Source organism: Ruegeria sp. AB9 (assembly GCF_056542585.1).
The window spans coordinates 599351-611724 of the sequence record NZ_JBQGAA010000001.1; the positions used below are offsets into that span (position 1 = coordinate 599351).

Here is a 12374-nt window from a genome sequence, read left to right on the forward strand (position 1 = left end):
ACAAAGACACCGCTGCCCAGCGCACCTGTTAACTCTCTGTCAAACCTTGGCCCGGATGTTTGGCCGAGTGTTGTGGGAGCGGGAAAATGGAACAGGCGAAACCGACAAATCAGTCCTCAAGGCTGAAAATGATGGGCGTGACCCTGATGCTGGTCGCGCTGACGGCAGCAGCGGGATGGGGGATTTATGCCGCCCCTGCGCCAGTGGTTGACCGCATGTTGGAATCTGACCTGCGGAAAAACGCGATGCAGATGAGCCGTCAGGTCGAAAGCCACCTGAACGATCTGGGCAAAACTTTCCGTTTTCACACATTGACCGAGCACGACCAGGAATTTCTGGAATTACTGCCCGAAACCACGGACATTTATCGTTTCAAACTGTTTGATGCTTCGGGGCAAGTATTCTGGTCAACCCGCTCACGCGACATTGGAACCGTCAACACGAAGCCCTATTTCCAGTCTATCGTCTCCGCCGGCGGTCTCTACTACAAACATGAGGAGAAGCCGATTGCCGAAGTTGATTCCTTTGGCGCAGATAATCCGGAGGCTACAGGTCTGAGCAGCCGCCATGTGGCCGAGGTTTATACACCCATCATCAGGGATGCCACATTTCTGGGGGCAATCGAGTTCTATTCGGACATTACGGACCTGCGGAACCTGTTCATCACCCGCGTTCGCCTGTCTCTGGCGCTGCTCAGCGGGGTCGCCTTGCTGGCGCTGACGACGGTCATTCTGATTGTCCACCGCACCAATCGCCGTCAAGTTCGCGATCTGCGCAAACGTGCTGAAAAAGAACGTGAGCTGATGGACGAACAGCTACGCCTTGCCCGGGAGGTCCGCCTGCTGGGTGAACTGAACGAATGGCTGCAATCCAGCCGGTCTCTGGACGAACTGTTCGAAATGGTATCTCGGTTCATGACCCATATCCTGCCCGAAGCTGAAGGCAGCGTGTATGTCTACTCGAATTCACGCGACGTGTTGGATGGCTGCGCCAGCTGGAACGGCGGCGTGCATAAGGCTCACATCCACCCAGAAGGGTGCTGGGGTTTGCGGCGGGGCCGGACTTATGAGTTCGGCGCGTCCGAGATCGATTTTGTTTGCGAACATGCCGAACCGCATGACGGGCGGCCTTATTTCTGCTTTCCCATTCTGGCGCATGGGGAAACCGTTGGCCTATTGCATCTGCGGGCACTTGAGCGGCGTGAAGATTGCTTCAACAAGAGCCGCAAGTTGGCTCAACTGTGTGCCGAACAGATCAGCATGGCGATCGCCAATGTCCGCATGCGGGATCAGCTTCAAGACCAATCGGTGCGCGACCCGCTGACCGGGCTGTTCAATCGCCGCCATATGACCGAGACGCTGCGCAAGTCGATCAGCCGCAGTCAGCAGACGGGCGCCGCGCTGAGCTTGATTGCGGTGGACGTGGATCACTTCAAGAAGTTCAACGATACTCACGGCCATGATGCGGGCGATATGGTTTTGCGCGCGGTCGGCGCCGCGTTGGAGCAAGGATGCGACCGGGATGAAATCGCCTGCCGCGTCGGAGGAGAAGAGTTCATGCTGATCCTGCCCGACAACAGCCCCGAAGATGCCATGACCCGCGCCGAACAGCTGCGTCAGGCGGTTGAGGCTGTGACCGTACGGTATGGTGAAAAGGCTCTGCCCCGCATTACGATATCGGTTGGGGTCGCACACTATCCGGTCCACGGCACCATGCCACAAGACCTGATGCGCGCGGCCGACGACGCGCTTTATGTCGCCAAGGACAAAGGGCGCAATCAGGTGCAGGTTGCTAGTGGAACCGGGAAACAGACCAAACGCACGCCGCCTGAAAACCGGCAACCATCGACAGACGCTGCGTAAAAGCCTTGCCGAATCGGGCGACAGGTCGGATCAATCTGCATGGACTTGCACAGCGCCTATCCCGGCATTCCGGATCTTAAACGCCGCGCGCGACGCCGCCTGCCGCATTTCGTGTGGGAGTACATCGACAGCGGAACCGGGATTGAAACGACGCTGCGCCGGAATCGCCAAGCACTGGATGACGTGCGCCTCTGCCCCTCGATCCTGCACGGAGAGCTGGAGTTCGATACGTCAAAAACGCTTTTTGAGACCTCGTACCTGTTGCCTTTCGGCATTGCGCCAATCGGAATGTCCGGGCTGGTCTGGCCCCGCGCCGAACAGTTGCTTGCCGGCGCCGCTGCCAAAGCAGGTATTCCGTACACTCTGTCAACCGTTGCCAGTCAGAGCCCGGAAGACATGGCGCCGCATGTTGGGGACAATGCCTGGTTTCAGCTCTACCCGCCCAGAGACCCGGAGATTCGCAAGGACCTGCTGAGGCGAGTACGCGAGGCCGGGTTCAGAACCCTTGTTCTCACCGCTGATGTCCCCGTAGCTTCGCGCAGGGAAAGGCAGACACGATCTGGTCTGCAGCAACCGCCAAAGCTGACCCCACGCGTGCTGGCGCAGATTGCCCGGAGGCCCGCCTGGGCCATGGGCATGTTGCACAATGGTGTGCCTCACATGCGAACTCTGGATAAGTATATCGAAAACCCTGGGAATCTGCCGCCAACGGCTCATATCGGATACCTGCTGCGGACTTCGCCGGATCTGGAATACGTCAAATGGCTGCGCGATCATTGGGACGGGCCATTTATCCTGAAAGGTGTCTTACGCCCTGAGGATACGAGCAGGCTGGAACAGGTCGGTGTCGATGCCTTGTGGGTATCGAATCATGGCGGCCGTCAATTTGACGCGGCCCCGGCCAGCATCGAGGTCCTTCCTTCAATCCGGAGTGCGACCCGCCTGCCCCTGATCTTCGACGGTGGAGTCGAAGGCGGTCTGGATATCTTGCGGGCGGTATCACTGGGCGCGGATTTCGTCATGCTTGGGCGCGCTTTTTTGTATGGGCTGGCCGCACTTGGCGCACAGGGGCCTGCACATGTCATCGATATTCTGAGACAGGATCTGCACGCGAATATGGGTCAAATGGGTTTGGCAAATCTATGTCAGATTGAGAGTTAACGCTAAATATTTGATGCTGCGACGCGGCATACGTATAAGAGCGCAGCGGCCGAAGGGCGTTTGCGAGCGGTAACATGCCGGTTCTACCCAGAAGAACGGATATACCTGCGCGTATTCTCCGCCCAATAAGACGCCCATACACAAAAGACCGGGACCTACTATGACAGACTTCAACAAGATCCTGATCGCCAACCGCGGCGAGATTGCCATCCGCGTTATGCGCGCAGCAAACGAGATGGGAAAACGAACCGTCGCCGTTTACGCCGAAGAGGACAAACTGGGCCTGCACCGGTTCAAGGCGGACGAGGCGTATCAGATCGGTGAGGGCATGGGGCCGGTTGCCGCGTATCTGTCGATCGACGAGATCATCCGCGTTGCCAAGCAATGTGGCGCAGACGCGATCCATCCGGGCTATGGCCTGCTGTCCGAGAACCCGGATTTCGTCGATGCTTGCGTTAAGAATGGCATTACCTTCATCGGCCCCAAGGCGGAAACCATGCGTGCGCTAGGTGACAAGGCCAGCGCGCGGCGCGTTGCGATCGAAGCAGGTGTGCCCGTCATTCCTGCTACCGAAGTGCTGGGCGACGACATGGATGCAATCCGCAAGGAAGCTGCCGAGATCGGCTATCCGCTGATGCTCAAGGCGTCTTGGGGCGGCGGCGGTCGCGGCATGCGCCCGATCGAGTCCGAAGATGAGCTGGAAGAAAAGGTTCTGGAAGGCCGCCGCGAAGCCGAAGCCGCCTTCGGCAATGGCGAGGGTTATCTGGAAAAGATGATCATCCGCGCCCGCCACGTGGAGGTTCAGATTCTTGGTGACAAGCATGGTGAGATTTATCACCTTTATGAACGCGACTGCTCGGTCCAGCGTCGCAATCAGAAAGTCGTCGAACGCGCGCCTGCCCCGTATCTGAGCGACGAGCAGCGCGCTGAAATCTGTGAACTGGGCCGCAAGATCTGCGCCCATGTGAACTATGAATGCGCAGGTACAGTCGAGTTCCTGATGGATATGGAATCCGGCAAGTTCTACTTCATCGAGGTGAACCCTCGTGTACAGGTGGAACACACCGTCACCGAGGAAGTCACCGGTATCGACATTGTGCAGGCGCAGATTCTGATTGCCGAAGGCAAGACGCTGGCCGAGGCCACCGGTGCAGCAAGCCAGTCGGATGTACATCTGACCGGTCACGCGCTGCAGACCCGGATCACCACCGAAGACCCGCAGAACAATTTCATCCCCGACTACGGCCGCATCACCGCCTATCGCTCGGCCACTGGCATGGGCATCCGCCTGGACGGGGGCACGGCTTACGCGGGAGGTGTGATCACGCGGTATTATGATTCGTTGCTGACCAAGGTGACGGCCAAGGCGCCGACGCCCGAAGCCGCGATTGCCCGCATGGACCGGGCACTGCGCGAGTTCCGTATTCGTGGCGTCAGCACCAATATCGACTTCGTCATCAACCTGCTGAAACATCCGACCTTCCTGTCGAACGAATATACCACCAAGTTCATCGACACGACGCCGGACCTGTTCACCTTCAAGCGTCGCCGCGACCGGGGCACCAAGGTTCTGACCTATATCGCCGACATCACGGTGAACGGGCATCCCGAGACCAAGGATCGGCCCGAACCGCGCGCAGACCTGAAAGAGGCCAAGCCGCCCGCTCTGAAGGCCGAACCTCAGATGGGCACCCGCAACCTGCTGGAGCAGAAAGGCCCGCAGGCCGTGGCGGATTGGATGAAAGCGCAGCGTCAGTTGCTGATCACCGATACAACCATGCGCGACGGGCACCAGTCTCTGTTGGCGACCCGAATGCGCTCGATCGACATGATCAAGGTGGCGCCGACCTATGCGGCGAACCTGCCGCAGCTGTTCTCGGTCGAATGCTGGGGCGGTGCAACGTTTGACGTCGCCTACCGCTTCCTGCAGGAATGCCCATGGCAGCGCCTGCGCGACCTGCGCGAGGCGATGCCGAACCTGATGACCCAGATGCTGCTGCGCGGCGCGAACGGGGTTGGCTATACAAACTACCCTGACAACGTGGTGCAGGAGTTCGTGCGTCAGGCAGCCAAAGGCATCGACGTGTTCCGCGTGTTCGACTCGCTGAACTGGGTGGAAAACATGCGCGTCGCCATGGATGCGGTCATCGACAACGGTAAAATCTGTGAGGGCACCGTCTGCTATACCGGTGACATTCTGGACCCGGATCGGGCCAAGTATGACCTGAAATACTATGTCGGCATGGCTAAAGAGCTGCGCGACGCAGGTGCTCATGTGCTGGGCCTGAAGGATATGGCAGGTCTGTTGAAACCGGCCTCGGCCCGCATCCTGATCCGCGCGCTGAAAGAAGAGGTCGGACTGCCGATCCACTTCCACACGCACGACACGGCTGGCATCGCCAGCGCGACCATTCTGGCCGCGTCCGAAGCAGGCGTGGACGCGGTAGACTGCGCGATGGACAGCTTCTCGGGCAACACGTCGCAGGCAACGCTGGGCACCGTGGTCGAGGCCCTGCGCCATACCGACCGCGACACCGGGCTGGACATCAAAGCCATCCGTGAAATCAGCGATTACTTTGAGGCCGTCCGCGGCCAGTACGCGGCCTTTGAATCCAGCCTGCAGGCCCCGGCTTCTGAGGTCTATCTGCACGAGATGCCGGGCGGTCAGTTCACCAACCTCAAGGCGCAGGCGCGCTCGCTGGGGCTGGAGGAGCGCTGGCACGAAGTGGCGCAGATGTATGCCGACGTGAACCAGATGTTCGGTGATATCGTAAAGGTAACGCCGTCGTCCAAGGTTGTTGGTGATATGGCGCTGATGATGGTCAGCCAGAACATGACCCGTGAACAGGTCGAGGACCCGGCAACCGACGTGGCCTTCCCCGACTCGGTCGTGGACATGATGCGCGGCAATCTGGGTCAGCCTCCGGGCGGGTTCCCTGACACCATCATCAAGAAGGTGCTGAAGGACGAAGCGCCCAACACCCAACGTCCCGGCAAGGATGTGCCCGCCGTCGATCTGGAGGCCACCCGCACCGAACTGTCCAAGCAACTGGAAGGTAAAGAGGTCGATGACGAGGATCTGAACGGTTACCTGATGTATCCCAAGGTGTTCCTGGATTACATGGGCCGCCACCGGGTCTATGGCCCCGTCCGCACCCTGCCCACGCGAACCTTCTTCTACGGCATGGAGCCGGGTGAAGAGATCACCGCCGAGATCGATCCGGGCAAGACGCTGGAAATCCGCTGTCAGGCCATCGGCGAGACCGACGAAAACGGCGAAGTTCGCGTGTTTTTTGAACTCAACGGCCAGCCGCGTGTGATCCGGGTTCCGAACCGGATGGTGACCTCAACCACGCAGGCGCGGCCCAAGGCCGAAGCCGGCAACCCCGACCACGTCGGTGCGCCGATGCCGGGTGTGGTGGCCACCGTTGCCGTAACTGCGGGCCAAGAGGTCAAAGAAGGCGACATGCTGCTGACTATCGAAGCGATGAAGATGGAAACCGGCATCCACGCCGAGCGGGATGCCACAGTCAAAGCCGTCCACGTGCAGCCGGGCGGCCAGATCGACGCAAAGGACCTGCTGGTCGAACTGGAATAAGCTGTCGAACTGATTACAATTCAAAGGGCCGTGCGGAAAACCGCGCGGCCTTTTTCTATGATGGGACGGAGACACACCATGCTGGCAATCACCCCGATCTACGCGGCCCTGATCGCGATCCTATATGTGACGCTCAGCGTCAGAGTGATTCTACAGCGGCGTAGCGACAAAATCTCGGTCGGGGATGGCGGCAGCAAAATGATGATCAAGGCGATGCGAACACATTCCAATTGCGCCGAGTACGCCCCAATCGCACTTTTATTGATCGCTATGGTGGAGTTGCAGGGCGCAAGTGGGCTGCTTCTGCATGTGCTGGGCCTGGTGTTGTTGACCGGGCGTCTGCTGCACGCTTATGGGTTTGGCAGGACACCGCAGATTGTCATTCTGCGGCAGATCGGCATGGCGCTGACCTTCACGGCGATACTGGTAGCCGCCATTGCGAATCTGGTCTTGGCACTCTGACCGCAGGCGGGGTTTACCCCGACATCACCTGCGTTTCGACCAGCGGAGCGTGCATAAGGACTGGTTCGACCTCGGCCACCTTGTCCTCAACCCGTGCGCATATCATCGTGGTCAATACGATCAGCATGGCCAACAGCGCCATTTTCATATCAGCTATACGTGTCATTTTAGTTCTTCAGCCCTCTTATTTTGTCACGCTTTGGATTTTGAACGCACCGAGCGCGGATTTCCGTCGAAAGATTTTTCCTCTTTTTTGTGTTTTTCCGCTTGCAGCCCTGCGCGGGAATTTATACATCCCTCCTCACTCAACGGCGCGGGCGTAGCTCAGGGGTAGAGCATAACCTTGCCAAGGTTAGGGTCGGGCGTTCGAATCGCCTCGCCCGCTCCATTGAGAGGTCTTCGGACCACATATGTATCTGATGCGGGCGTAGCTCAGGGGTAGAGCATAACCTTGCCAAGGTTAGGGTCGGGCGTTCGAATCGCCTCGCCCGCTCCAGATACAAAACCTTCCGAACTTTCTGGTCCTTTCGACAGCCTTGCGCCATTCTGGCTGTATTGCGCAATACAGGATTCACCCATGTCTGACTATGTCATCCGCCCCCTGACCGCCGATGAGTTGCAGGAGGCCGTGGACTGGGCTGGCCACGAAGGGTGGAACCCTGGCCATCACGATGCAACGTGCTTCCATGGCACCGATACTGGCGGGTTTCTGGGCGGGTTTCTGGATGGCGAAATGATCGCCTCTATCTCGGTCGTCCAATACGATGCCGCGTTTGCGTTCCTTGGGTTTTATATCGTCCGGCCCGAGTTTCGCGGCTCGGGCCACGGGCTGAAAATCTGGCAGCACGCTTTGGAAAATTGCAATGCGGGCAACATTGGGCTGGACGGGGTCGTTGATCAACAACACAACTATCGCAAATCGGGCTTCGACTTTGCGTATAACAACTATCGCTTCACAGCGACCGTAAAGGGACTTCAGCAGGCACTGGCACCATCAACGGGTGTTGAGAACCTGACTGCGGCGTCTGAGGCCTTGATCGCTTATGACCGGCAACTCTTCCCGACCCCTCGCGACGCCTTCTTGCAGGCCTGGATCAGCGCTCCGGGTCATATATCCCGAGTGTTTTCCGAGGATGGTCAGATCAAGGGGTATGCGACGCTGCGCCCCTGCCGGACAGGTTACAAGATCGGGCCCCTTTTTGCAGATCGCACGAATATCGCCGAAGCCCTGCTGGCTGATTTGCTAGAGGCCGTGCCCTCGGACCATCGTCAGCAAGAGGTCTTCATTGACATGCCCCAACCCAACGCGGCCGCGTTTACGCTGGCCGAAAAGCTGGGGTTGAAGAAAGTGTTTGAAACGGCCCGGATGTACTCCAGCCATCAGCCGGATATCGATCTGAACCGAATCTTTGGGGTGACAACGTTCGAACTGGGTTAAAACGCCTTGAACGTCATTGTGGTCAGCGAGCGTTCGATATTGGGAATCACCAGCAGGTGTTCGTTGATGAAATGACCTACATCTTCGGTTTCGGGAATGTAGAGCTTGAGCAACAAATCGTATTCGCCGCTGGTGGAATAAAGTTCCGAGTGGATTTCGCGCAATGCGATTTCCTCAGCAACTTTGTAGGTGGTGCCGGGTTTGCAGCGGATCTGGATGAAAACGCAGGTGGACATGGTTTGACCCTATCGGTTCGTGTTGTTCGCAAGCTGACACGGGGCCAAGCCGGGTGCAATCCCCTGCAACAGTTTGCAGCGATCGCAATGCGCGGTCTGGAAAACCATATCCATCCCCGTCTATAAGCGCGCCTGTAGCAAAAGGAATTCGCCCATGCGCAGCGCTTCGATCAGCCGCAAGACCGCCGAAACCGATATCTCGGTCGAGGTTAATCTGGATGGCACCGGCACCTATGACAACCAGACCGGTGTGGGTTTCTTTGACCATATGCTGGATCAGCTGGCGCGCCATTCTTTGATCGACATGACGATCCGCGCCAATGGTGATTATCATATCGACGATCACCACACGGTCGAAGATACCGGCATCGCGCTGGGTCAGGCTTTGACGCAGGCTTTGGGCGACAAGAAGGGCATCCGCCGCTACGGCGAGTGTCACTTGCCCATGGATGACGCTCAGGTGCGCAGTGCGCTGGATCTGTCAGGCCGTCCGTTCCTGATCTGGAACCTTGACCTGCCGACGCAGAAGATCGGCACATTCGATACCGAACTTGTACGCGAGTTCTTTCAGGCGCTCAGCACCCATGGCGGCATCACCCTGCATATCGATCAGTTGCACGGCTTCAACAGCCACCACATTGCCGAGGCTGCCTTCAAAGCCGTCGCGCGCGCTCTGCGGGATGCGGTTGAGACTGATCCCCGCAAAGCGGATGCGATACCGTCGACCAAGGGCGCGCTGTAAATGCTGACAGCCATCATCGACTACGAAAGCGGCAATCTGCATTCGGCCGAGAAGGCCTTTCAGCGCATGGCAAAAGAAGTCGGCGCGGGTGAGGTTGTTGTTACGTCGGACGCGGACGTTGTCGCGAAGGCGGATCGTCTGGTTCTGCCGGGTGACGGTGCCTTTCCTGCCTGCGCTGCTGAACTGCGCGGGCACAAAGGCATCTATGATGCGATGGTTGAAGCGGTTGAACAGAAGGGCCGTCCGTTCCTGGGTATCTGTGTTGGCATGCAGCTGATGGCAACCAAAGGCCATGAATACACGGAAACCGATGGTCTGGGCTGGGTTGCAGGTGACGTTGTCAGGATCGAGCCTTCAGACCCTTCGCTGAAAGTGCCGCATATGGGCTGGAACGATCTGGTTCTTGAAAGCGATCACCCGGTGTTCAACGGTGTGAAATCCGGCGATCACACCTATTTTGTTCATTCCTACCATTTCCGTGTAACCGACCCGGCGCAGCGGTTGGCTTATGTGGATTACGGGCAGGAAGTCACGGCCGTGATTGGCCGCGACACGATGGTTGGGATGCAGTTTCACCCCGAGAAAAGTCAGGACGTTGGCCTACGCATGCTGGGCAACTTCCTGACCTGGAAACCCTGAGGATTACTGAACACGCGTCCAGGTTTGGCCGCGACAGATCAGACCGCCGGCCACACACCCCTTGACGGTCAACTTGTTCTGGCCGTCCAGCGACATTTTTGAGTTGTAGGTTTTGTTCCGGTCCGGCGCCCAGATCTTGCCGCTGTCGTAGCTGCCGTCACCTTCGGGCACCATATCCCAGATGATCTGCTTGCCAAGGTTTTCGTATTCCAACTGCTGGTTGCCATCCGCGTCAAACGCGCTGTCGATGGTGCCGCATATCGCGCTGCCGCATTCTGAAATCGATACATGCAGGTACCCACCCGTATCACCCGGTGCAGTCTTCCACAGACCATCGACGGGATCCGCAGCCATCGCGCCGGTTGCAAGAAACATCAAACCTGCTGCAAACGTAAATCTCTTCATGATTTTCTCCCTGTTTTGAGGGCAGTCTGACCCGCCGATGGACAACGGGCAAGAATGACCCAGCGTCGCGTTGCATCCCCTGCCCTGCCTGTGCGATATCCCGCGCGTGTAACAGTGATAAAGGGCCGCCCGACATGATCCTCTACCCCGCCATCGACCTCAAAGACGGCAACGCCGTGCGCCTGCTGCGTGGTGAAATGGACAAGGCCACCGTGTTCAACGAAGACCCGGCGGCACAAGCCCGCGCCTTTGTCGAGGCAGGCTGCGAATGGCTGCATCTGGTCGATCTGAACGGAGCTTTCGCTGGTGAACCGGTTAACGCGGCACCCGTCGAGGCGATCCTGAAAACCTGCAATGTGCCCGCGCAACTGGGCGGAGGAATCCGCGATATGGCCACGATTGAGACCTGGATCGAAAAAGGTCTGGCGCGGGTCATTCTGGGCACGGTTGCCGTCGAAAACCCCGACCTGGTGCGTGAAGCAGCCAAAGCTTTCCCGGGCAAGATCGCCGTAGGAATTGACGCGCGCAATGGCATGGTGGCCACCAAAGGTTGGGCTGAAGAGACAGATGTTCAGGTTGCCGATCTGGCCCGCAGCTTCGAAGACGCGGGCGTTGCCGCGATCATCTATACCGATATCAACCGTGACGGCGCGATGCAGGGTCCCAATATCGAGGCCACGGCAGACCTCGCCAGAACAGTAGACATTCCGGTTATTGCATCCGGTGGCGTGTCCTCGATCGCCGATCTGATTGCCCTGCGCGATTGTGGCGCAGCCCTGAATGGTGCCATTTCCGGCCGCGCACTTTACGATGGGGCGATTGATCTGAAAGAGGCTCTGACAACTCTCAGAGAGTAGTTCAATGTTCCATTCGCCTGTAAAACGTTCCGTTTTGTCCGCGCAAAGCCTGCTGCACAAACGGTACAAAAACGGCGACTTTCTGGACTGCTATAGCGTTGAGTCTGAGCTTTCGCCGCGCCGGGCCGCGGAGATCATTACTGCATTTCCGGCATGGGCGATGGCATTGGTACGGTTGCGCGGTTTGCTGGTCGCACCTTTTGGCCTCAGCACCAAAGGACCGGAGGCTGCCGACAAGTTAGGGATTTTTCCGGTTGAACACGATGGCGAGGCCGAGGTGATTGCAGGGTTCAACGACCGCCATCTGGATTTCCGCGTTTCCGTTCTGTCTGAGAACGGTCGCATCTCGCTGGCTACCTGGGTACATCGCCACAATTTGGGTGGACGGCTGTACCTGGCTGCAATTCTACCATTTCATATCCTGATCGCGCGAAACGCGCTTGCGCGTGTGAACAACGCAAGCGCCATGCAAACAGGAGATTAACCCGCGGCAGCGGAAGTTAGTTTGGCCAATGCGCCGCGCATTTTTTCAATGACCGGTGACTTTTCGACGTCATCAAGCTCATCCATGGTCTCTTTTGGATCTTCATAGGTCAGCCAGACCTGACCATTGGCATCCTCATAAGCCTGTACTTTGAGCGGCAGGAAAAGTCCCGCGCGCGGATCGATCTGCATGGCTGGCGTGCCAAGCGCAGGGTTGCCAAAAATCAGCACCTGATTGGCCGGGATCGGGGTGCCGACCTTTTCGGCGCCCGCCGCGTGGTCGATCCGGGCAAATACCGTTGCCCCTGCATTGCCAACCGCTGCTTCCAGCGCATCCAACGCTTCGTCCACGGATTTGTCTGTTTGAACTTTGATGATATCGTCAGCCATGGCGGAAAAAGCCCCTCCGATCGAAAGAATTGAAGCCAGTATCAAGGTACGCATATCGGTTTTCCTTCTTTGAAATTCACCCCAATTTTCACAGGTTTGAG

13 protein-coding genes and 2 tRNA genes are annotated in these 12374 nt (G+C 58.1%); 11 read left to right on the forward strand and 4 right to left on the reverse strand.

Annotated elements, in window-relative coordinates; all coding sequences use genetic code 11:
• The first annotated feature begins 86 nt into the window (after window positions 1–86).
• From ACR0K5_RS03045 to ACR0K5_RS03060, 4 genes are all read left to right on the forward strand, one after another.
• A complete protein-coding gene (locus ACR0K5_RS03045; protein WP_480628260.1) occupies window positions 87–1862 on the forward strand; it encodes a sensor domain-containing diguanylate cyclase in 1776 nt (591 codons plus the stop codon).
• Between the two features lie 39 nt (window positions 1863–1901).
• Window positions 1902–3023 carry an alpha-hydroxy acid oxidase gene (locus ACR0K5_RS03050; protein WP_480628261.1) on the forward strand — a complete coding sequence of 374 codons (1122 nt, stop codon included), beginning with the start codon at window positions 1902–1904 and terminating at the stop codon, window positions 3021–3023.
• A gap of 160 nt (window positions 3024–3183) precedes the next feature.
• Entirely contained in the window at window positions 3184–6621 is a 3438-nt protein-coding gene (locus ACR0K5_RS03055; protein WP_480628262.1) for a pyruvate carboxylase, read from the forward strand.
• Window positions 6622–6699: 78 nt separating this feature from the next.
• The gene (locus ACR0K5_RS03060; RefSeq protein ID WP_480628263.1) at window positions 6700–7083 is read left to right on the forward strand and encodes an MAPEG family protein; all 384 of its coding nucleotides are present in this window, start codon (window positions 6700–6702) and stop codon (window positions 7081–7083) included.
• Window positions 7084–7096: 13 nt separating this feature from the next.
• Here ACR0K5_RS03060 and ACR0K5_RS03065 read toward each other — a convergent pair whose 3' ends face one another.
• Window positions 7097–7249 carry a hypothetical protein gene (locus ACR0K5_RS03065; RefSeq protein WP_480628264.1) on the reverse strand — a complete coding sequence of 51 codons (153 nt, stop codon included), beginning with the start codon at window positions 7247–7249 and terminating at the stop codon, window positions 7097–7099.
• Between the two features lie 147 nt (window positions 7250–7396).
• Between ACR0K5_RS03065 and ACR0K5_RS03070 the strand changes: the two genes are divergently transcribed.
• The 3 genes from ACR0K5_RS03070 to ACR0K5_RS03080 all read left to right on the forward strand — a co-directional run bounded on the left by ACR0K5_RS03070 (window position 7397) and on the right by ACR0K5_RS03080 (window position 8521).
• Window positions 7397–7471, forward strand: a tRNA-Gly gene (locus ACR0K5_RS03070).
• Between the two features lie 33 nt (window positions 7472–7504).
• Window positions 7505–7579, forward strand: a tRNA-Gly gene (locus ACR0K5_RS03075).
• An 81-nt stretch (window positions 7580–7660) separates the two neighbouring features.
• The gene (locus ACR0K5_RS03080) at window positions 7661–8521 is read left to right on the forward strand and encodes a GNAT family N-acetyltransferase (protein ID WP_480628265.1); all 861 of its coding nucleotides are present in this window, start codon (window positions 7661–7663) and stop codon (window positions 8519–8521) included.
• On the opposite strand, the gene ACR0K5_RS03085 is transcribed toward ACR0K5_RS03080, so the two are convergent.
• On the reverse strand, window positions 8518–8757 hold the full coding sequence (locus ACR0K5_RS03085) for an Lrp/AsnC family transcriptional regulator (protein WP_050602861.1): 240 nt from the start codon (window positions 8755–8757) through the stop codon (window positions 8518–8520). The two genes, ACR0K5_RS03080 and ACR0K5_RS03085, sit on opposite strands and share 4 nt — an antisense overlap.
• A gap of 154 nt (window positions 8758–8911) precedes the next feature.
• On the opposite strand from ACR0K5_RS03085, the gene hisB reads away from it, so the two are divergent.
• Entirely contained in the window at window positions 8912–9499 is a 588-nt protein-coding gene (hisB, locus tag ACR0K5_RS03090) for an imidazoleglycerol-phosphate dehydratase HisB (RefSeq protein WP_480628266.1), read from the forward strand.
• The gene (gene hisH / locus ACR0K5_RS03095) at window positions 9500–10138 is read left to right on the forward strand and encodes an imidazole glycerol phosphate synthase subunit HisH (protein WP_480628267.1); all 639 of its coding nucleotides are present in this window, start codon (window positions 9500–9502) and stop codon (window positions 10136–10138) included.
• Between the two features lie 3 nt (window positions 10139–10141).
• Here hisH and ACR0K5_RS03100 read toward each other — a convergent pair whose 3' ends face one another.
• The gene (locus ACR0K5_RS03100) at window positions 10142–10543 is read right to left on the reverse strand and encodes a DUF2147 domain-containing protein (RefSeq protein WP_480628268.1); all 402 of its coding nucleotides are present in this window, start codon (window positions 10541–10543) and stop codon (window positions 10142–10144) included.
• 134 nt (window positions 10544–10677) lie between these two features.
• On the opposite strand from ACR0K5_RS03100, the gene hisA reads away from it, so the two are divergent.
• The gene (gene hisA, locus ACR0K5_RS03105; protein ID WP_480628269.1) at window positions 10678–11400 is read left to right on the forward strand and encodes a 1-(5-phosphoribosyl)-5-[(5-phosphoribosylamino)methylideneamino]imidazole-4-carboxamide isomerase; all 723 of its coding nucleotides are present in this window, start codon (window positions 10678–10680) and stop codon (window positions 11398–11400) included.
• A 4-nt stretch (window positions 11401–11404) separates the two neighbouring features.
• Window positions 11405–11884 (forward strand): DUF2867 domain-containing protein, encoded by a 480-nt coding sequence (locus ACR0K5_RS03110; protein WP_480628270.1) that lies wholly within the window; start codon window positions 11405–11407, stop codon window positions 11882–11884.
• On the opposite strand, the gene ACR0K5_RS03115 is transcribed toward ACR0K5_RS03110, so the two are convergent.
• Window positions 11881–12327 (reverse strand): DUF302 domain-containing protein, encoded by a 447-nt coding sequence (locus ACR0K5_RS03115; protein ID WP_480628271.1) that lies wholly within the window; start codon window positions 12325–12327, stop codon window positions 11881–11883. The genes ACR0K5_RS03110 and ACR0K5_RS03115 overlap by 4 nt on opposite strands.
• Window positions 12328–12374: the final 47 nt, after the last annotated feature.